Here is a 21,089-nt window from a genome sequence, read left to right on the forward strand (position 1 = left end):
CCAAACACCACGGGGCATCTGATGCCCCGCGTTATCGTTGACGACCATCGCGACGGTGCGACGATTCGACATGCTCGCTCCTACAGGGATCTTGTACACCGCGGAGCACCTGGCGCCCCGCGGTATCGCAGGCTCGCTCCCACAGGGAACGGCCCGTTCACATGGCAATCAAGCTTAAGCCTGACCCTCAGCGAGGAAGAACCAGGTTTCCAGCACGGAGTCCGGGTTCAACGAAACGCTTTCGATGCCCTGTTCCATCAGCCACTTGGCCAGGTCCGGGTGGTCCGAAGGGCCCTGGCCGCAGATGCCGATGTACTTGCCGGCCTTGTTGCACGCGGCAATGGCGTTGGCCAGCAGCTTCTTGACCGCCGGGTTACGCTCGTCGAACAGGTGCGCGATGATCCCGGAGTCACGGTCCAGGCCCAGGGTCAGCTGGGTCAGGTCGTTGGAGCCGATGGAGAAGCCGTCGAAGTATTCGAGGAACTCTTCCGCCAGGATGGCGTTGGACGGCAGTTCGCACATCATGATCACGCGCAGGCCGTTGTCACCGCGGGCCAAGCCATTCTTGGCCAGCAGATCCACCACCTGGCTCGCTTCGCCCAGGGTACGGACGAACGGCACCATGATTTCCACGTTGGTCAGGCCCATCTCGTTGCGCACGCGCTTGAGGGCGCGGCATTCGAGTTCGAAGCAGTCACGGAACGATTCGCTGATGTAACGCGAAGCACCGCGGAAGCCCAGCATCGGGTTCTCTTCTTCCGGCTCGTAGAGCTTGCCGCCGATCAGGTTGGCGTATTCGTTGGACTTGAAGTCCGACAGACGCACGATGACCTTCTTCGGATAGAACGCCGCCGCCAGGGTGCTGATGCCCTCGACCAGTTTTTCGACATAGAAGCCGACCGGATCGTTGTAACCGGCGATACGCTTGTCGACGCTTTCCTTGATGTCCAGCGGCAGACCGTCGTAGTTCAGCAGCGCTTTAGGGTGCACGCCGATCATGCGGTTAATGATGAACTCCAGGCGGGCCAGGCCCACACCGGCGTTCGGCAGCTGTGCGAAGTCGAAGGCGCGGTCCGGGTTGCCGACGTTCATCATGATCTTGAACGGCAGTTCCGGCATGGCGTCCACGGAGTTCTTCTTGATGTCGAAGCCCAGTTCACCTTCGAAGATGTAGCCGGTGTCGCCTTCGGCGCAGGAAACGGTCACGCCCTGGCCTTCTTTCAACAGCTCGGTGGCGTTGCCGCAACCGACCACGGCCGGAATGCCCAGCTCACGGGCGATGATCGCCGCGTGGCAGGTACGCCCGCCACGGTTGGTGACGATGGCGCTGGCGCGCTTCATGACCGGTTCCCAGTCCGGGTCGGTCATGTCGGAGACCAGCACGTCGCCGACCTGGACCTTGTCCATCTCGGACACGTCCTTGATGATGCGGACCTTGCCGGCGCCGATGCGCTGGCCGATGGCGCGGCCTTCCACCAGCACGGTGCCGGTTTCTTTCAGCAGGTAACGTTCCATGACGTTGGCCTGGGTGCGGCTCTTCACCGTTTCCGGACGGGCCTGCACGATGTACAGCTTGCCGTCGTCACCGTCCTTGGCCCACTCGATGTCCATCGGGCACTGGTAGTGTTTCTCGATGATCATCGCCTGCTTGGCCAGCTCGCTGACTTCGGCGTCGGTCAGGCAGAAACGCGCGCGATCGGCCTTGTCCACATCGACGGTCTTGACCGAACGACCGGCCTTGGCCTCGTCGCCGTAGATCATCTTGATGGCCTTGCTGCCCAGGTTGCGGCGCAGGATGGCCGGACGACCGGCACTCAGGGTGTTTTTGTGGACATAGAATTCGTCCGGGTTCACCGCACCTTGCACGACGGTTTCACCCAGGCCGTAGGCGCCGGTGATGAACACCACGTCACGGAAACCCGATTCGGTATCGAGGGTGAACATCACGCCGGCGGTGCCGGTTTCGGAACGGACCATGCGCTGTACGCCGGCCGACAGGGCAACCAACTTGTGGTCGAAGCCCTGATGCACGCGGTAGGAAATCGCGCGATCGTTGAAAAGGGAAGCGAACACCTCTTTGGCGGCGCGGATGACGTTATCCACACCACGGATGTTCAGGAAGGTTTCCTGCTGGCCGGCGAAAGAAGCGTCTGGCAGGTCTTCGGCGGTGGCGGAAGAACGCACGGCCACGGCCACGTCGGGATTGCCGGCGGACAGGGTGGCGAATGCGGCGCGGATTTCGGCGTTCAGTTGTTCAGGGAACTCGGCTTCCATGATCCATTGACGGATCTGGGCACCGGTCTTGGCCAGGGCATTCACGTCGTCGACGTCCAGGGCATCAAGGGCGTCGTGAATCTGCTGGTTCAGGCCGCTCAGTTCCAGGAAATCACGATAAGCCTGAGCGGTCGTGGCGAAGCCACCAGGCACCGATACACCGGCACCTGCAAGGTTGCTGATCATCTCGCCCAGGGATGCGTTCTTGCCCCCCACGTGCTCAACATCGTGTTTGCCGAGCTTGTCGAGGGAAACTACGTACTCTACCAAGGTGATCTCTCCACTAACTGTGTTGGAAAAGCTCAAAAACCGGCTGCCAAAGGGAGCGTTTGCCGGCTATATGGCCTGGACCTGGAAAATAAGTGAGAATGCGGGCCATCGGCGGCCAGCAAATCGCGCCTATCATATCCAAGAATCATCATTAGCTTAAGGCCCAAGGTGCAAATGAAACGATCTGCTTTCTTTATCTCCGATGGTACCGGCATCACCGCCGAAACCCTGGGTCAAAGCCTTCTGGCGCAGTTCGAAAACATTACCTTCAGCAAAGTCACGCGGCCGTACATCGACAACGTGGACAAAGCGCGGGCCATGGTACAACAAATCAACAAGGCCGCCGAAACCGACGGCTTCCGTCCGATTATCTTCGACACCATCGTCAATCAGGACATTCGTGAGATTCTCGCTACCTCAAATGGTTTCATGATCGACATTTTCTCGACGTTCCTGGCACCGCTTGAACAGGAACTGACCGAGCATTCTTCCTACACCGTGGGCAAATCCCACTCCATCGGCACCAACTCCAATTACATGGAGCGCATCGAGGCGGTGAACTTTGCCCTCGACAACGACGACGGCGCCCGCACCCACTATTACGACAAGGCCGACCTGATACTAGTGGGCGTGTCGCGATGTGGTAAGACGCCGACGTGCCTGTACATGGCGATGCAATTCGGTATCCGCGCAGCCAACTACCCGCTGACCGAAGACGACATGGAGCGCCTGCAACTGCCGTCCGCCCTGCGCGCCCACCAGCACAAGCTGTTCGGCCTTACCATCGACCCGGACCGCCTCACCGCGATCCGCAACGAGCGCAAGCCCAACAGCCGCTATTCGAGCTACGCCCAGTGCGAGTTCGAAGTGCGCGAGGTAGAGAACCTGTTCCGCCGTGAAAACATCCCGAACATCAACTCAACGCATTTTTCCGTGGAAGAAATTTCCGCGAAGATTCTCGTGGAGAAAGGCGTGGAGCGGCGCTTGAAGTAGATATCCAGCGTTTGAGCGGGCCCCTTCGCGAGCAAGCCCGCTCCCACACTGGATTTGGGTGATCCTAGAAAGAATCCCCCGGCACCCGCACAAACCCTTCCATCAACACCCGCGCACTACGGCTCATGATGGCTTTGTTCACCGTCCATTCGCCGTTGACCTGACTGGCCTCGGCGCCAACGCGCAAGGTGCCGGACGGGTGACCGAAACGCACTGCATTGCGTTCGATTCCGCCTGCCGCAAGGTTCACCAAAGTGCCGGAAATTGCCGCCGCCGTGCCGATGGCCACCGCAGCGGTACCCATCATCGCGTGGTGCAATTTACCCATGGACAGTGCACGCACCAGCAGGTCGACATCGCCGGCCGCCACCGCTTTGCCGCTGGACGACACGTAGTCCGCCGGCTTGGCCACGAACGCCACTTTCGGCGTGTGCTGACGCTTGGCCGCTTCGTCGACATTGGCAATCAGGCCCATGCGCACGGCGCCGTAAGCACGGATGGTTTCGAACATCAGCAGCGCTTTCGGATCGCCGTTGATCGCGCCTTGCAACTCGGTGCCCTTGTAGCCGATGTCTTCGGCATTGATAAAAATTGTCGGGATACCGGCGTTGATCATGGTCGCCTTGAAGGTGCCGACACCTGGCACTTCCAGGTCATCGATCAGATTGCCGGTCGGGAACATCGAGCCGCCACCGCCCTCTTCTTCCGCTGCCGGATCGAGGAACTCGACCTGCACTTCAGCAGCCGGGAAGGTCACGCCATCGAGCTCGAAATCGCCGGTTTCCTGCACTTCGCCGTCAGTGATCGGCACATGGGCAATGATGGTCTTGCCGATGTTGGCCTGCCATACACGGACCACGGCTACGCCGTTTTGCGGAATGCGGCTGGCATCCACCAGACCGTTGCTGATGGCGAACGAACCGACCGCCGCCGTCAGGTTGCCGCAGTTGCCGCTCCAGTCCACGAACGGCTTGTCGATGGAGACCTGACCGAACAGGTAGTCGACGTCGTGATCGGCCCTGGTGCTTTTCGACAGGATCACGGTTTTGCTGGTGCTGGACGTCGCGCCACCCATGCCGTCGATTTGCTTGTCGTACGGATCGGGGCTGCCGATCACGCGCAGCAACAAGGCATCGCGGGCCGGACCTGGAACCTGTGCCGCTTCCGGCAGGTCCTTCAGGCTGAAGAACACGCCTTTGCTGGTGCCGCCGCGCATGTAGGTCGCGGGAATCTTTATTTGAGGTACGTGAGCCATGGTGCTCCTTACTCCTGAAAACGGACACGGGACTCGAAAGCCCCGTGTCTGTACTGCTTGTGTTAAACGGCGACCGCCGATTCTTCGAGGAAGTCCTGGGCGAAGCGTTGCAACACGCCGCCAGCCTCGTAGATCGACACTTCTTCGGCGGTGTCGAGACGGCAGGTCACCGGCACCTCGACGCGCTCGCCGTTCTTGCGATGGATCACCAGTGTCAGCTCGGCACGCGGCGTACGATCGCCGATCACGTCATAGACCTCGGTACCGTCGATGGCCAGGGTGTGGCGATCGGTGCCCGGCTTGAACTCCAGCGGCAACACGCCCATGCCCACCAGGTTGGTGCGGTGAATGCGCTCGAAACCTTCGGCGGCAATCGCCTCCACACCCGCCAGGCGCACGCCTTTGGCTGCCCAGTCGCGGGACGAGCCCTGACCGTAGTCGGCACCGGCGATGATGATCAGCGACTGCTTGCGATCCATGTAGGTCTCGATGGCTTCCCACATGCGCATCACCTTGCCTTCCGGCTCGACGCGAGCCAGTGAGCCCTGCTTGACCTTGCCGTTTTCCTGAACCATTTCGTTGAACAGTTTCGGGTTGGCGAACGTTGCGCGCTGCGCGGTCAGGTGGTCGCCACGGTGAGTCGCGTAAGAGTTGAAGTCCTCTTCCGGCAGGCCCATTTTCGCCAGGTATTCGCCAGCGGCGCTGTCCATCATGATCGCGTTCGAGGGCGACAGGTGATCGGTGGTGATGTTGTCCGGCAGCACCGCCAACGGACGCATGCCCTTGAGCGAACGAGCCCCGGCCAACGCACCTTCCCAGTACGGCGGACGGCGGATGTAGGTGCTCATCTCGCGCCACTCGTACAGCGGTGCGACTTTCGGGCCGGTGTCTTCGTGGATGGCGAACATCGGAATGTAGACCTGACGGAACTGCTCCGGCTTCACCGCAGCCTTGACCACGGCGTCGACTTCTTCGTCGCTCGGCCAGATGTCTTTCAGGCGGATTTCCTTGCCATCGACCACGCCCAGCACATCTTTTTCGATGTCGAAACGGATGGTGCCGGCGATGGCGTAAGCGACCACCAGTGGCGGCGAAGCAAGGAACGCCTGCTTGGCGTATGGGTGAATCCGGCCGTCGAAGTTGCGGTTGCCGGACAGCACGGCAGTGGCGTACAGGTCGCGGTCGATGATCTCTTGCTGGATCACCGGGTCCAGTGCGCCGGACATGCCGTTGCAGGTGGTGCAAGCGAAGGCGACTACACCGAAGCCAAGCTGGTCCAACTCCTGGGTCAGGCCCGCCTCATCGAGGTACAGCGCCACGGTTTTCGAGCCCGGTGCCAGGGACGACTTGACCCATGGCTTGCGGGTCAGGCCGAGCTTGTTGGCGTTGCGCGCCAGCAGGCCGGCGGCGATTACGTTGCGCGGGTTGCTGGTGTTGGTGCAACTGGTGATGGCGGCAATGATTACCGCGCCATCCGGCATCTGGCCTGGCACATCTTCCCATTGGCCGGAGATGCCTTTGGCTGCCAGATCGGAAACCGCAACACGGGCGTGCGGGTTGCTCGGGCCGGCCATGTTGCGCACGACCGAGGACAGGTCAAACGTCAGGCCACGCTCGTATTGCGCGCCTTTGAGGCTGTCAGCCCACAAACCGATCTGCTTGGCGTAGTTCTCGACCAACTGCACCTGCTCGTCTTCACGGCCGGTGAGCTTGAGGTAGTCGATGGTCTGCTGGTCGATGTAGAACATCGCCGCGGTGGCGCCGTATTCCGGGGCCATGTTGGAAATGGTTGCGCGGTCGCCGAGGGTCAGCGCGGAGGCGCCTTCGCCGAAGAACTCCAGCCATGCGCCAACCACTTTTTGCTTGCGCAGGAACTCGGTCAGTGCCAGCACCATGTCGGTGGCGGTGATGCCCGGTTGCAGCTTGCCAGTCAGTTCGACGCCAACGCTTTCCGGCAGACGCATCCACGATGCGCGGCCGAGCATCACGCTTTCGGCTTCGAGACCACCGACACCAATGGCGATCACGCCCAGCGCATCGACGTGCGGGGTGTGGCTGTCGGTGCCGACGCAAGTGTCGGGGAAAGCCACGCCATCACGCACCTGGATCACCGGAGACATTTTCTCCAGGTTGATCTGGTGCATGATGCCGTTGCCCGGCGGGATCACGTCGACGTTCTTGAACGCCTTCTTGGTCCAGTTGATGAAGTGGAAGCGGTCTTCGTTGCGACGGTCTTCGATGGCGCGGTTCTTCTCGAACGCCTGTGGATCGAAGCCGCCACGCTCGACGGCCAGGGAGTGGTCTACGATCAGTTGCGTCGGCACCACCGGGTTGACTTGCGCGGGGTCGCCGCCTTGCTGGGCGATGGCGTCACGCAGGCCGGCGAGGTCGACCAGCGCGGTCTGGCCAAGGATGTCGTGACACACCACGCGGGCCGGGAACCACGGGAAATCGAGGTCGCGCTTGCGTTCGATGAATTGCTTGAGGGATTCGGTGAGCGTGGCCGGGTCGCAGCGACGCACAAGGTTTTCCGCCAGCACACGAGAGGTGTACGGCAGGGTGTCATAGGCGCCAGGCTGGATCGCCTCGACCGCTGCGCGGACATCGAAGTAATCCAGGTGGCTGCCAGGCAGCGATTTACGGAATTGTGTGTTCATCGTCAGGACTCGGTCACGGTAAATACAAAAGGCGGGCTCGGCTTTCACCTCCTGTAGGAGCGAGCATGCTCGCGATGGTGGACGCCACACCGCGGGGTATCAGATTCCCCTCGTATTCGTTGACGTCCATCGCGAGCGTGCTCGCTCCTACAGCCCTCCTCGATCAGCGTTGTTCGATTGGCACGAACTTGCGCTGTTCAACGCCGGTGTACTCGGCGCTTGGACGGATGATGCGGTTGTTGGCACGTTGTTCGTACACGTGGGCGGCCCAGCCGGTCAGGCGCGAGCAGACGAAGATCGGTGTGAACAACTTGGTCGGAATGCCCATGAAGTGGTACGCCGAGGCATGGTAGAAGTCGGCGTTCGGGAACAGCTTCTTCTGCTCCCACATGGTCTTGTCGATGGCTTCGGACACCGGGAACAACACCTTGTCGCCCACTTCGTCGGCGAGCTTTTTCGACCAGCCCTTGATCACCTCGTTGCGCGGATCGCTGTCCTTGTAGATCGCGTGGCCGAAGCCCATGATCTTGTCCTTGCGCTCGAGCATGCCGAGGGTGCCCTTGATCGCGTCTTCCGGCGACGAGAAACGCTCGATCATTTCCATCGCCGCTTCGTTGGCGCCGCCGTGCAGTGGGCCGCGCAGCGAACCAATGGCTGCAGTGATGCAGGAGAACAGATCGGACAGGGTCGAGGCACAGACACGGGCGGTGAAGGTCGAGGCGTTGAACTCGTGCTCCGCGTAGAGGATCAGCGAAACGTTCATCACCTTGACGTGCAGCTCGCTCGGCTTCTTGCCGTGCAGCAGGTGCAGGAAGTGACCACCGATGGACGGCTCGTCGCTCACGCAATCGATGCGCTTGCCTTCGTGGCTGAAGCGATACCAGTAGGTCATGATCGCCGGGAATGCGGCCAGCAGGCGATCGGTCTTGTCGTGCTGTTCGGAGAAGTTGTTCTCAGGCTCCAGGTTGCCCAGGAACGAGCAGCCAGTGCGCATCACGTCCATCGGGTGGGCGTCGGCAGGGATGCGTTCCAGCACTTCTTTCAGCGCTTGCGGCAGGTCACGCAGCTTGCTCAGCTTGGCGACGTAGGCGCTCAGTTGCGCCTTGCTCGGCAGCTCACCGTACAGCAGCAGGTAAGCGACTTCTTCGAACTGTGCGTCGGCCGCCAGTTCACGAACGTCGTAGCCGCGATAGGTCAGGCCTGCGCCTTCCTGGCCCACGGTGGACAGGGCGGTTTGCCCGGCTACCTGGCCACGGAGCCCGGCGCCACTGAGTACTTTTGCTTCGGCCATTGCTGCCTCCAATATTCTTGAATTTGTCAGAGATTCGTTATCGGGTCTTCTGTAGGAGCGAGCATGCTCGCGATGGTGGACGCTACACCGCTGGGTATCAGGTGCCCTGCGTTATCGTTTACGTCCATCGCGAGCATGCTCGCTCCTACAGGACCGGTTCATTACTTCTTGGCAGCAAACAACGCATCGAGCTTCTGCTCGAAGGTGTGGTAGTCGATGCGATCGTAAAGCTCCATGCGAGTCTGCATGGTGTCGATGACATTCTGCTGCGTGCCATCGCGACGGATCGCGGTGTAGACGTTTTCCGCAGCCTTGTTCATCGCGCGGAACGCCGACAGCGGGTACAGCACCAGCGATACATCCGCTGCAGCCAACTGTTCGGTGGTGTACAGCGGGGTTGCGCCGAATTCGGTGATGTTGGCCAGGATCGGCGCTTTCACGCGGTTGGCGAACAGTTTGTACATTTCGAGTTCAGTGATGGCTTCCGGGAACACCATGTCGGCGCCGGCCTCGATGCACGCGGCGGCGCGATCCAGGGCAGACTCCAGGCCTTCCACCGCCAGGGCATCGGTACGGGCCATGATCACGAAGCTGTCATCGGTACGCGCATCGACTGCGGCCTTGATGCGGTCGACCATTTCCTGCTGGGTCACGATTTCCTTGTTGGGGCGGTGACCGCAACGCTTGGCGCCAACCTGGTCTTCGATGTGAATCGCCGCCGCGCCGAACTTGATCATCGACTTGACGGTGCGAGCGACGTTGAACGCCGAGGAACCGAAACCGGTATCCACGTCCACCAGCAATGGCAGGTCGCAAACGTCGGTGATACGGCGCACGTCGGTCAGCACGTCATCCAGACCGGTGATGCCCAGGTCAGGCACGCCCAGGGAGCCGGCAGCCACCCCACCACCCGACAGGTAGATCGCCTTGAAACCGGCGCGTTTGGCCAGCAGCGCATGGTTGGCGTTGATCGCGCCGACCACTTGCAATGGATGCTCGCTGGCGACCGCATCGCGGAAACGCTGGCCTGGAGTGCTCTTGTTCAAACTCATGACTCACCTCGTTTGGCTGTCGGGTTAGCGCCGTCCTGGTAAAGACGGGCGATGTTGCGTTTGGAGGCGCCGATGTGACGACGCATCAACAACTCGGCCAGTTCACCGTCACGGTCGGCGATGGCATCGAGAATTCGGTGGTGCTCGGCGAACGCCTGGTGCGGGCGATTGGGCGTGGTGGAAAACTGGATGCGGTACATGCGCACCAGTTGATACAGCTCGCCGCAGAGCATTTGGGTCAGCGTGCGGTTGCCGCTGCCCTGGATGATTCGGTAGTGGAAGTCGAAATCGCCTTCCTGCTGGTAGTAGCCTCTCCCGGCCTGGAACGCCTCATCGCGCTCATGGGTTTCCAGGACCCGGCGCAGCTCGTCGATTTCTTCGAGGCTCATGCGCTCGGCGGCCAGGCGACAGGCCATCCCTTCCAGGGATTCGCGAATTTCATATAGCTCGATCAATTCGGCGTGATTGAGCGACACCACCCGTGCGCCGACGTGCGGCACGCGGACCAGCAGGCGCTGACCTTCCAGACGGTGGATGGCTTCGCGCAACGGGCCTCGGCTGATGCCATAGGTGCGCGCCAGTTCCGGTTCGGAGATTTTGCTGCCCGGGGCGATTTCGCCTTTGACGATAGCCGCCTGAATGCGGCGGAAGACGTTCTCGGAAAGCGTCTCCGTATCGTCTTGCGTAGAAACCGGGGGATCGAGTTGATCCAGCATATTGTCGACACCTTGTAAGCCAGCGCCGTAAAAACTAACGAATACAGACGTATCAGTCAAAGGATAATTAGATATTGTCGACAATCTTCTGATAACCGGTTGCACCATAACGAAGCAACCCATCTCTTTATAGCCACCGGCCAGCGCTGGCGCCATCAAACCACCGTGCTAGAATGCCGCCCGCATTTGTTTGTCACATCTGCACTGTCTGTCATAAAACCCTGATAGGCATACGAGGGAGCTTGCGCAGCGATGCCAGGGCCTTGAATCAAGTCGGACCGCTGCGCACCAGGATTTATGAGACTCAAGCCCCTCCCTGCCCTTCTTTATTTCTTATGCCTGCCCGGCTTCGCAATGGCCGGAGAAAAGACCGTGTATGGCTTGAACGAGTACGCATCGCTCAATGGCATCGACCTGGAAGTGGCGGCCAAACTCGACACGGGGGCGAAAACCGCGTCCCTGAGTGCACGGGATATCAAACGCTTCAAACGCAACGGCGAGTCATGGGTGCGCTTTTACCTGGCCATCGACGCCGCCCATTCGCACCCGATCGAACGCCCTCTGGCCCGTGTCAGCAAGATCAAGCGCCGGGCCGGCGACTACGACCCGGAGGAAGGCAAGACGTACACCGCCCGCCCGGTGATCGAACTGGACATCTGCATGGGCTCGGCCCTGCGCAGCATCGAAGTGAACCTGACCGATCGCAGCGCCTTCCAATATCCGCTGCTGATTGGCTCCGAAGCGCTCAAACGCTTCGATGCACTGGTCGACCCCAGCCTTAAATATGCTGCCGGCAAACCCGCCTGCACCACCGACGCTCATACCGCCGAGTAATTCAAATGCGCTCTCTTACCCTTCATCTGAAATTGCTGATCGCCATCCTGGTGGTGCTGGGCCTTTCAGTTACGGCCTATCAGATCTTCGTGCTGGGCATCCCGGTGACCGAAGACGCCACTGACGACTTGTGGAACATCGACGCCAAGGTCGAGTTCGTTGCCAATGCCAAGGACCCGGTCAAGATCCAGATGTTCGTGCCTCCACTGAGCCGCGACTTCGTCAGCCTCAACGAGAGCTTCATCTCCAACAATTACGGCGTGGCCGTGAACCGGGTCGACGGCAACCGCAAGGTCACCTGGTCGGCGCGCCGGGCCAAGGGCAATCAGACACTGTATTACCGCCTGGTACTGACCAAGCGTTACTCCGGCGAGAAAGCCAAGGTCAAAGGCCCGACCTTCCGTGACAGCGTCGCCATCGAGGGTCCGGAGAAAATCGCCGCCGAAGCGCTGCTCGCTCCCATTCGCCAGCACTCGGCCGACGTCGAGACCTTTGTCGGTGAAACGATCAAGCGTGTCAGCAACGTCAACGACGACAACGTGAAACTGTTGCTGGCCGGTGATCCGTCCACCGCGCACAAGGCGAAAATCGTCGAGTTGCTGCTGTCCATCGCCCACGTGCCGATCGAAAAGGTCCACACCATTCGCCTGGTGGCCGACCAGCCGCAAATGCCGGAACTGTGGCTACGCAGTTTCAACGGCACCGACTGGCTGTACTTCAACCCGGAAACCGGCGAACAGGGCCTGCCGAGCGACCGCCTGCTGTGGTGGACCGGCGACGAAAACCTGATCACCGTCGATGGCGGCAAGAAAGCCAACGTGACCTTCAGTCTGAACAACAGCGAGATGAACGCCATTCGTCTGGCCAAGCTGACCGACGAAAACACCGACGCCAACTTCCTCGAGTACTCGTTGTACGGCCTGCCGCTGCAAACCCAGCAGACTTTCATGATCATGGTGATGATCCCGATCGGCGTGCTGGTGATCCTGATCCTGCGCAACCTGGTCGGCATCCAGACACTGGGTACCTTCACGCCGGTGCTGATCGCCCTGGCCTTCCGCGAAACCCAGCTCGGCTTCGGCATCATGCTGTTTACCATCATCACGGCACTGGGGCTGTCGCTGCGGTCCTACCTCGAACACCTGAAGCTGCAAATGCTGCCGAGGCTGTCGGTGGTACTGACGTTCGTGGTGGTGCTGATTGCGGCGATCAGCCTGTTCAGCCACAAACTCGGCCTGGAACGCGGCTTGTCAGTGGCGCTGTTCCCGATGGTGATCCTGACCATGACCATCGAACGCCTGTCGATCACCTGGGAAGAACGTGGCGGCGGACATGCCATGAAAGTGGCCATCGGCACGCTGTTCGCCGCATCCCTGGCGCACTTGATCATGACCGTTCCGGAGCTGGTGTACTTCGTGTTCACTTTCCCGGCAATCCTGCTGATCCTGGTGGGCTTCATGCTGGCCATGGGCCGTTATCGCGGCTATCGCCTGACCGAACTGGTGCGCTTCAAGGCCTTCCTGAAGAAGGCTGACGCCTGATGTTCGGCTTCTGGAAGACCTGGAAGGCCCTGGAAGCCCGGGGCATCATGGGGATCAATCGGCGCAACGCAGACTACGTGCTCAAGTACAACAAACGCAGCCTGTACCCGATCGTCGATGACAAGATCCTCACCAAGGAGCGCGCCATCGCCGCCGGCATCCATGTGCCCGAGCTGTATGGCGTGATTTCCACCGAGAAGGAAATCGACAATCTCGAGGAGATCGTCGGTGGACGCAACGATTTCGTGATCAAACCGGCCCAGGGTGCCGGTGGCGACGGCATCCTGGTGATTGCCGACCGTTTCGAGGGACGGTATCGCACGGTGTCCGGCAAGATCATCAGCCACGAAGAAATCGAACACCAGATTTCCAGCATCCTGACCGGCCTGTACTCCCTGGGCGGTCACCGCGACCGGGCGCTGATTGAATACCGCGTGATTCCGGACCAGATCTTCAAGAGCATCAGTTATGAAGGCGTGCCGGATATTCGCATCATTGTCTTGATGGGCTACCCGGTCATGGCCATGTTGCGCTTGCCGACGCGCCAGTCCAACGGCAAGGCCAACCTGCACCAGGGCGCCATCGGTGTCGGCGTGGACCTGGCCACCGGCCTGACCCTGCGCGGCACCTGGCTGAACAACATCATCAACAAACACCCGGACACCACCAACGCGGTGGATGGCGTGCAACTGCCCTACTGGGACGGTTTCATGAAACTCGCCGCGGGTTGTCATGAGTTGTGCGGGCTGGGCTACATTGGTGTCGACATGGTCCTGGACCAGGAAAAAGGCCCGCTGATCCTTGAACTCAACGCCCGTCCGGGCTTGAACATTCAGATTGCCAACGATTGCGGGCTGACGCTGCGAACCCATGCCGTCGAGGCTCGCCTGGAAGAACTGAAGGCGCGCGGCGCGACCGAAACCGTCGAGGAGCGCATAGCGTTTGTACAGGAGATGTTTGGGCATATTCCTGCGGTCCTGTAGGAGCGAGCATGCTCGCGATGGTCGTCAACGATGACGATGGGTGCCTGACACCCAGCGGTGTTCTCGAGTTCATCGCGAGCTTGCTCGCTCCTACAGGTGACCAACCAGCCAATCCCCTCTAGGAGCAAATCTCCGAGGGGACTACAATCGCCACCCCGCCTCGATGGCTGATCTCCCTCGCCCATGCCGACCTGTTCCGTACACCCGCTGCCCTATCGCGCCAACCCCGCCCACTACTTCGCGGCGATTCGCCATGCTCCCGGTGCCGTGCTGCTCGACAGCGGCCGCCCCAGTGCCGACCGGGGTCGCTATGACCTGCTCAGCGCCTGGCCCCTGGAGCAACTGACGGTATCGCCCGACGAAAGCGGCGATGATTTCCTGCAACGCCTGCGCGATAACCTGACACGCCTGGGTGAAGCCTCTCTGCCAGCACCTTATGAGTTGCCGTTCGCCGGCGGGCTGATCGGCTACTTGAGTTACGATTTCGGCCGGCACCTGGAACGCTTGCCGAGCCAGGCCCGGGACGACCTGCAATTGCCCGATGCACGTTTTGGCCTGTACGGCTGGGCATTGATCAGCGACCACCTTTCGCTGACCAGCCAACTGGTGTTCCACCCGGCACTGCCCGCCAGCGAACGCCAGCGCCTGATCGAACTGTTCAGCCAAGCGTCACCGGAAGTGGCCGCGCCCTTCAAACTGCTAACGCCGATGACAGCCGACTTGAGCGCCGACGAGTATCAACAGGCCATCGAGCGCATCCAGCAATACATTCAGGCCGGTGACTGCTATCAGGTCAACTTCGCCCAACGGTTTCGCGCGCTCTGCGAGGGTGATTCGTGGGCCGCTTACTGCGCATTGCGCGCAGCGTGCCCGACGCCTTTTTCCGGCTTCCAGAGCCTGCCTGACGGCAACGCTGTTCTCAGCCTGTCGCCGGAGCGCTTCGTCAGAGTCAGCCAGCGCCACGTGGAAACCCGCCCGATCAAGGGCACTCGACCTCGCGGCCTGACGCCTGAACAAGACGCCGCGAACGCCGCCGAACTGTTGGCCAGCCCCAAGGACCGCGCGGAAAACCTGATGATTGTCGACCTGCTGCGCAATGACCTCGGTCGGACCTGCCGCACAGGTTCAGTCCGGGTGCCGGAATTGTTCAGCCTGGAAAGCTATCCGAACGTGCATCACCTGGTGAGCAGCGTCACCGGCGAACTGGCGGATGACCGCGACGCCCTGGACCTGATTGCCGGCAGTTTCCCCGGCGGTTCGATTACCGGCGCGCCAAAGATTCGGGCGATGCAGATCATCGACGAACTGGAGCCGACCCGACGCGGACTGTATTGCGGTTCTTTGCTGTACCTGGACGTGCGCGGCGAGATGGACAGCTCGATCGCGATTCGCAGCTTGCTGGTCAAGGATGGCCAGGTCTGTTGCTGGGGCGGCGGCGGGATTGTCGCGGATTCCGAGTGGCAGGCCGAATATCAGGAGTCGATCACCAAGGTGAAGATCCTTCTCGAGACCCTGCAGGATCTTTGATCTGCCCCCCCTGTAGGAGCGGGTGCCCGCTTGCGGCATGCTCGCGATGAACCCGAGAACACCGCTGGGTGTCAGGCGCCCAACGTCATTGTTGGCGACCATCGCGAGCTTGCTCGCTCCTACAGGGAATGCATTTACAGGCTCAAAGTGCGGTTCGAAGCCTTGATGAACTCCTGCTTCAACGCTTCAAACGTATGCACCGCCGGGAATTGCGGGAACTCTGCAATCACGTTGTCCGGTGCATGGAACAGAATCCCGGCATCGGCCTCACCCAGCATTGTGGTGTCGTTGTAGGAATCCCCCGCCGCGATCACCCGGTAGTAGAGGCTCTTGAAGGCCAGGACCGACTGACGCTTGGGATCTTTCTGACGCAGCTGATAGCCGGTGACTCGTCCGGTGTCGTCGGTAATCAGGCGGTGGCAGAGCAGCGTCGGGAAGCCCAGTTGACGCATCAACGGCTGGGAGAACTCATAGAACGTGTCCGACAGGATCACCACCTGGAAGCGCTCGCGCAGCCAGTCGACGAACTCGATGGCGCCGTCCAGCGGCTTGAGCGTGGCGATCACTTCCTGGATGTCGGAGAGCTTCAGCCCGTGCTCGTCGAGAATCCGCAGGCGCTGCTTCATCAGCACGTCGTAATCGGGAATGTCCCGGGTGGTGGCCCTGAGGGATTCGATCCCGGTTTTTTCGGCGAAGGCGATCCAGATTTCCGGGACCAGCACTCCTTCAAGATCCAGACAGGCAATTTCCACAAGACACTCCCATTTGTATTGATTATTGAGTCGAGCGAGCAAAAAGACTGCCGAACTCTAGCGACTCGGGCTTGCCTGCGCAACGCAGAGGATGCCCCGGCCCGTGCAGCTTTTTGTTACCATCGGCCCCATATAGAGCGCCAAGCGCCACCGACCTGTAGGAAGCCGCCCTGATGAGCCCAACGTTCGACGTCGTGGAACTCGCCACGACCTATGCCAACAAATCCGCCCAGGACATCCTCAAACTCGCGTTTGCCGAGTTCGGCGATGACCTGTGGATATCTTTCAGCGGCGCCGAGGATGTGGTGCTGGTGGACATGGCCTGGAAGCTGAACAAGAACGTCAAGGTGTTCAGCCTCGACACCGGCCGCCTGCACCCGGAGACCTACCGTTTTATCGATCAGGTGCGCGAGCACTACAAGATCGACATCGAACTGGTATCGCCGGACTACACCAAACTTGAACCCTTCGTGAAGGAAAAGGGCCTGTTCAGCTTCTACAAGGACGGCCATGGCGAATGCTGCGGCATCCGCAAGATCGAACCGCTGCGCCGCAAGCTGTCCAGCGTAAAGGCCTGGGCCACCGGCCAGCGTCGGGACCAGAGCCCCGGCACTCGCAGCGCCGTCGCGGTGATGGAAATCGACACTGCGTTCTCCACCCCGGAACGCACCCTGTACAAGTTCAACCCGCTGGCGCAAATGACCAGCGAAGAGATCTGGGGCTACATCCGCATGCTCGAGCTGCCGTACAACAGCCTGCATGAACGCGGCTTCATCAGCATCGGCTGCGAACCCTGCACCCGCCCGGTACTGCCGAACCAGCATGAGCGCGAAGGTCGCTGGTGGTGGGAAGAAGCGACGCAAAAGGAATGCGGGCTGCATGCGGGGAATATCATCAGCAAGTCCAAATGACACCCCTGTAGGAGCGAGCATGCTCGCGATGGTCGTCAACGATAACGCTGGCTGCCTGATGCCCCGAGGTGTCTGGCCCACCATCGCGAGCATGCTCGCTCCTACAGGTCAGTGTCCTGCCTCATAAATGTGTACACAGGAATGTCACCATCGGTGCCATTTATGTGTGCACTTCTTGTTTCCAAGCCCCCAAAAGTTACATTCCTGCGCCTGATTCGCGCCGCCACCCTCTTCTGAATCCCCGTCTTGAAATAAATACCTGTTCAGTCGGTCAATTTATATTGCTTGTTTTTCAGCATGTTGGCGAAAAGGCATAACAAAACGAAATGAGCAACGCTTTTCATAGAACGCCTGATTGGCATGGATCTGGCTTAAGTGCATACATGTTTTGTATACAATCACATCAAAACATACACACACTTTAGATCCGCAAGCCTGAAGCGCCCTATCCCGTACAGGCTGCAGATGCCCCGTAACCAATGATATTCGCCGCCCGCGACGAAGATTTGTCGAGCCAACGCTCATGCACAGTCATCGCGATGTCGAGCATCAGGAGCCTGCCGGAATGCGTACTAGTCTCTCCAATAACAACATCGCACTGGATCTACCCTCCTCCCATTCCACCCACACCGCCGACAATCAGGGGCACCACGCTCCCGTGGTGCTCAGCCCGCGACTGCACAACCAGGACCTGGCGCCAACCAAGTCCGAAGGCCGGCGCTGGGGTCGCTACAGCATCTTCGCCCTGTGGACCAACGACGTTCACAACATTGCCAACTACTCGTTCGCCATCGGCCTGTACGCCCTGGGCCTGGGTGGCTGGCAGATTCTCCTGTCCCTGGGGATCGGCGCGGCGCTGGTTTATTTCTTCATGAATCTTTCTGGCTATATGGGCCAGAAAACCGGGGTGCCGTTTCCGGTCATTAGCCGGATAAGTTTCGGCATTCACGGTGCGCAGATTCCCGCATTGATCCGTGCCGTTATCGCCATCGCCTGGTTCGGTATTCAGACGTACCTGGCCTCGGTGGTGTTTCGCGTGCTGTTGACGGCGGTCCACCCCGGGTTCGCCGATTACGACCACAACTCGATCCTTGGCCTGTCGACACTGGGCTGGGTGTGTTTCGTCGCGATCTGGTTCGTGCAGTTGGCGATCCTTGCCTACGGCATGGAGATGGTGCGGCGCTACGAGGCGTTTGCCGGCCCGGTGATTCTGCTGACCGTCGCCGCCCTCGCCGTGTGGATGTACACCCAGGCCGACGCGACCATTGCCTGGTCGATCCGTGAGCCGCTGACGGGTGGCGAGATGTGGCGCAACATCTTTGCCGGTGGCGCACTGTGGCTGGCGATCTACGGAACGTTGATCCTCAACTTCTGCGACTTCGCCCGCTCTTCGCCGTGCCGCAAGACCATCAAGATCGGAAATTTCTGGGGTCTGCCGGTGAATATTCTGGTGTTCGCCAGCATCACCGTCCTGCTGTGCGGCGCGCAATTTCAGATCAATGGTCGGATCATCGAAAGCCCGACCGAAATCATCGCCTCGATCCCCAATACGTTCTTCCTGGTGCTCGGTTGCCTGGCGTTCCTGATCGTCACCGTGGCGGTGAACATCATGGCCAACTTCGTCGCCCCGGCGTTCGTACTCAGCAACCTGGCGCCGAAGTACCTGACCTTCCGCCGCGCCGGGCTGATCAGTGCGACCATCGCTGTGCTGATCCTGCCGTGGAACCTCTACAACAGCCCGTTGGTGATCGTGTACTTCCTGTCCGGCCTCGGCGCCCTGCTCGGCCCGTTGTACGGCGTGATCATGGTCGACTACTGGCTGGTCCGAAAAGGCCGGATCAACGTGCCGCAGTTGTACAGCGAAGACCCCAACGGCGCGTATTACTACAGCCGCGGCGTCAATTTGCGCGCGGTGGCGGCGTTCATTCCCGCCGCCCTGATCGCCATCGTCCTGGCCCTGGTGCCAGGCTTCCACAGCGTATCGCCGTTCTCCTGGCTGATTGGTGCCAGCATCGCCGGGATGCTCTATCGGATCGTGGCCAAACGCCAACCCCACTACGCCGATGTCAGCGGCGAGGCCATAGCGGTCGACAACGTCAGTCATTAATCCTGTCGCGGCCTGCCGTTGTCGGGCCGCAGAACCCTCTGCAATAAGGACTTTCCATGCGCATTCTCGTGGTCAACGTCAACACCACCGAATCCATTACCCAGGCCATCGCCCGCTCGGCACAGGCCGTCGCATCGCCCGGCACGGAAATCGTCGGCCTCACTCCGCACTTTGGCGCCGATTCCATCGAGGGCAATTTTGAAAGTTACCTGGCGGCGATCGCGGTCATGGACCGGGTGATGTCCTACGACCAGCCTTTCGACGCGGTAATCCAGGCCGGATACGGCGAGCACGGCCGTGAAGGCTTGCAGGAACTGCTCAACGTGCCGGTGGTGGACATCACCGATGCCGCCGCCAGCACGGCCATGTTTCTGGGTCACGCCTATTCCGTGGTCACCACCCTCGACCGCACGGTGCCGTTGATCGAGGATCGCCTCAAGCTCTCCGGCCTCTGGGACCGTTGCGCCTCGGTACGGGCCAGCGGTTTGGCCGTGCTGGAACTGGAGCACGAACCGCAGCGTGCACTGGAAGCCATCGTGCATCAGGCCGAACTGGCGGTGACCCAGGACAAGGCCGAAGTGATCTGCCTGGGCTGTGGCGGCATGGCCGGGCTGGACGAGCAGATCCGCCGACGCACTGGCGTACCGGTGGTGGATGGCGTGACGGCGGCGGTGACCATTGCCGAGTCCCTGGTGCGACTGGGCCTGTCGACCTCGAAAGTACGGACCTATGCGACGCCGCGGCCGAAAAACATCATTGGCTGGCCGGCGCGCTTTGCCCGCTGAGTTCGCAACTGTTGACCGAGGCGCCGCCTTCGCGAGCAAGCCCGCTCCCACACCGGATCTCCAGTGAATTCAATTTTTGCATTCACAACAGATCAAATGTGGGAGCGGGCTTGCTCGCGAAGAGGGCACCTCGGTCTTGTGTCACGCTCAAACCGCACTAAACCGCTGCCCCAACCCCCGCGCGGCAAACTGCTCAATGATGAAATCGACGAACGCCCGGGTCTTGCCGGGCAGCAGTTTGTGTTCGGCGTAATAAATAGAGGTGTAGCCGTCGTCGATGTACCAGTCCGGCAACACCCGCCGCAACCTGCCCGTTTCCAGATAACCCGCAGCAAACGGCATGCTCACCAGCGCAATGCCCAGTCCTTGCGCGGCCGTGGCGCAGGCAGCCTCGGAATCGCTCATGGTCATCCGCGTCTTGAGTGTCAGCGCGGCGTGTTGCTGATTGCGATGGGTCAACTGCCAGGAGCGCACCCGACCGGTTTGCGGCGAGCGAATCAGAATCCCCTCGTGGTGCTTGAGGTCCTCCGGCCCGGTGATTGACGCATGGGCCTCCAGGTAATCCTGCGAAGCCACCAACACCCGATGCGCCGGGCTCAGCCGGCGCGCTACCACGCCCGGGGGCAATTCGAAGCCACCGCCGATTGCCGCGTCGAAACCTTGCCCGATCAGATCAACCTGGCGGTTGTCGAAGTGCCAGTCCGGGTTGATCGCCGGAAATCGCCGCAGAAACTCACCGAGCATCGGCACAATGTACAGGCAGCCGAATACAGTCCCCATGCTGACTTTCAAGGTACCCGCAGGCTGCCCTCCGACGCTGGCCAGATTGGCCACGGCATTCTGGATCGTGTGCAGGCTGCCGCTGACTTCGCCGAGAAACAACTGGCCGGCCTCTGTCAGCGTCAGGCTGCGAGTACTGCGCTGGAACAGCCTGACGCCCAAACGCGCTTCAAGCTTGGCGACGCTCTTGCCCACCGCCGCCGGTGTCAGGCTCAAGCGTCGCGCGGCTTCAGCGAAGCTGCCGACTTCCGCGCTGCGCACAAAGCATTCGATACTGCTGAAGGTTTCCATAGGCGCCACTATAAACTTTTGGTTTACACAGACTATCGCGATTATGGTCTACACAGCACGTAATCCTGAA

16 protein-coding genes are annotated in these 21,089 nt (G+C 60.6%); 8 read left to right on the plus strand and 8 right to left on the minus strand.

The annotated features are described in order from the left end of the window. Positions 1-174: 174 nt before the first annotated feature. Entirely contained in the window at positions 175-2,544 is a 2,370-nt protein-coding gene (gene ppsA, locus CAG47_RS01560; RefSeq protein ID WP_085723162.1) for a phosphoenolpyruvate synthase, read from the minus strand. A gap of 174 nt (positions 2,545-2,718) precedes the next feature. Here ppsA and CAG47_RS01565 point away from each other — a divergent pair, with 174 nt between their 5' ends. Then, on the plus strand, positions 2,719-3,537 hold the full coding sequence (locus tag CAG47_RS01565) for a pyruvate, water dikinase regulatory protein (RefSeq protein WP_085723163.1): 819 nt from the start codon (positions 2,719-2,721) through the stop codon (positions 3,535-3,537). 64 nt (positions 3,538-3,601) lie between these two features. On the opposite strand, the gene prpF is transcribed toward CAG47_RS01565, so the two are convergent. The 5 genes from prpF to CAG47_RS01590 all read right to left on the minus strand — a co-directional run bounded on the left by prpF (position 3,602) and on the right by CAG47_RS01590 (position 10,508). Further along, positions 3,602-4,792, minus strand: a complete 1,191-nt coding sequence (gene prpF / locus CAG47_RS01570; protein WP_085723164.1) for a 2-methylaconitate cis-trans isomerase PrpF — start codon at positions 4,790-4,792, stop codon at positions 3,602-3,604. Between the two features lie 62 nt (positions 4,793-4,854). Continuing rightward, positions 4,855-7,449, minus strand: a complete 2,595-nt coding sequence (gene acnD / locus CAG47_RS01575; protein ID WP_085723165.1) for a Fe/S-dependent 2-methylisocitrate dehydratase AcnD — start codon at positions 7,447-7,449, stop codon at positions 4,855-4,857. Between the two features lie 163 nt (positions 7,450-7,612). After that, positions 7,613-8,740 carry a 2-methylcitrate synthase gene (prpC, locus tag CAG47_RS01580; protein WP_085723166.1) on the minus strand — a complete coding sequence of 376 codons (1,128 nt, stop codon included), beginning with the start codon at positions 8,738-8,740 and terminating at the stop codon, positions 7,613-7,615. A 161-nt stretch (positions 8,741-8,901) separates the two neighbouring features. Further along, complete coding sequence (gene prpB, locus CAG47_RS01585) at positions 8,902-9,792, minus strand: methylisocitrate lyase (RefSeq protein WP_008017616.1); 891 nt, start codon at positions 9,790-9,792, stop codon at positions 8,902-8,904. Continuing rightward, complete coding sequence (locus CAG47_RS01590) at positions 9,789-10,508, minus strand: GntR family transcriptional regulator (protein WP_085723167.1); 720 nt, start codon at positions 10,506-10,508, stop codon at positions 9,789-9,791. Before CAG47_RS01590 ends, prpB begins: the two co-directional genes overlap by 4 nt. A gap of 297 nt (positions 10,509-10,805) precedes the next feature. Between CAG47_RS01590 and CAG47_RS01595 the strand changes: the two genes are divergently transcribed. From CAG47_RS01595 to pabB, 4 genes are all read left to right on the plus strand, one after another. After that, complete coding sequence (locus CAG47_RS01595) at positions 10,806-11,342, plus strand: ATP-dependent zinc protease (RefSeq protein ID WP_085723168.1); 537 nt, start codon at positions 10,806-10,808, stop codon at positions 11,340-11,342. Positions 11,343-11,347: 5 nt separating this feature from the next. Next, positions 11,348-12,883, plus strand: a complete 1,536-nt coding sequence (locus CAG47_RS01600) for an inactive transglutaminase family protein (RefSeq protein ID WP_085723169.1) — start codon at positions 11,348-11,350, stop codon at positions 12,881-12,883. Further along, a complete protein-coding gene (locus CAG47_RS01605) occupies positions 12,883-13,866 on the plus strand; it encodes an alpha-L-glutamate ligase-like protein (protein ID WP_085723170.1) in 984 nt (327 codons plus the stop codon). Before CAG47_RS01600 ends, CAG47_RS01605 begins: the two co-directional genes overlap by 1 nt. A gap of 183 nt (positions 13,867-14,049) precedes the next feature. Then, positions 14,050-15,393: an aminodeoxychorismate synthase component I gene (pabB, locus tag CAG47_RS01610; RefSeq protein WP_085723171.1), complete on the plus strand. Its 1,344-nt coding sequence runs from the start codon at positions 14,050-14,052 to the stop codon at positions 15,391-15,393. A 134-nt stretch (positions 15,394-15,527) separates the two neighbouring features. On the opposite strand, the gene thrH is transcribed toward pabB, so the two are convergent. Continuing rightward, on the minus strand, positions 15,528-16,145 hold the full coding sequence (gene thrH, locus CAG47_RS01615; protein WP_085723172.1) for a bifunctional phosphoserine phosphatase/homoserine phosphotransferase ThrH: 618 nt from the start codon (positions 16,143-16,145) through the stop codon (positions 15,528-15,530). A gap of 173 nt (positions 16,146-16,318) precedes the next feature. Between thrH and CAG47_RS01620 the strand changes: the two genes are divergently transcribed. From CAG47_RS01620 to CAG47_RS01630, 3 genes are all read left to right on the plus strand, one after another. Continuing rightward, a complete protein-coding gene (locus CAG47_RS01620) occupies positions 16,319-17,056 on the plus strand; it encodes a phosphoadenylyl-sulfate reductase (protein WP_085723173.1) in 738 nt (245 codons plus the stop codon). A gap of 565 nt (positions 17,057-17,621) precedes the next feature. After that, positions 17,622-19,163, plus strand: a complete 1,542-nt coding sequence (locus CAG47_RS01625) for an NCS1 family nucleobase:cation symporter-1 (protein ID WP_085723174.1) — start codon at positions 17,622-17,624, stop codon at positions 19,161-19,163. 56 nt (positions 19,164-19,219) lie between these two features. Beyond that, on the plus strand, positions 19,220-19,948 hold the full coding sequence (locus CAG47_RS01630) for an aspartate/glutamate racemase family protein (protein ID WP_008017624.1): 729 nt from the start codon (positions 19,220-19,222) through the stop codon (positions 19,946-19,948). A gap of 147 nt (positions 19,949-20,095) precedes the next feature. Here the strand turns inward: CAG47_RS01630 and CAG47_RS01635 are convergent, their stop codons facing one another. After that, complete coding sequence (locus CAG47_RS01635) at positions 20,096-21,019, minus strand: LysR family transcriptional regulator (RefSeq protein WP_085723175.1); 924 nt, start codon at positions 21,017-21,019, stop codon at positions 20,096-20,098. Positions 21,020-21,089 lie beyond the last annotated feature (70 nt).

Origin of the sequence: Pseudomonas sp. R37(2017), from assembly GCF_002113375.1 — a bacterium.
GTDB lineage: Bacteria > Pseudomonadota > Gammaproteobacteria > Pseudomonadales > Pseudomonadaceae > Aquipseudomonas.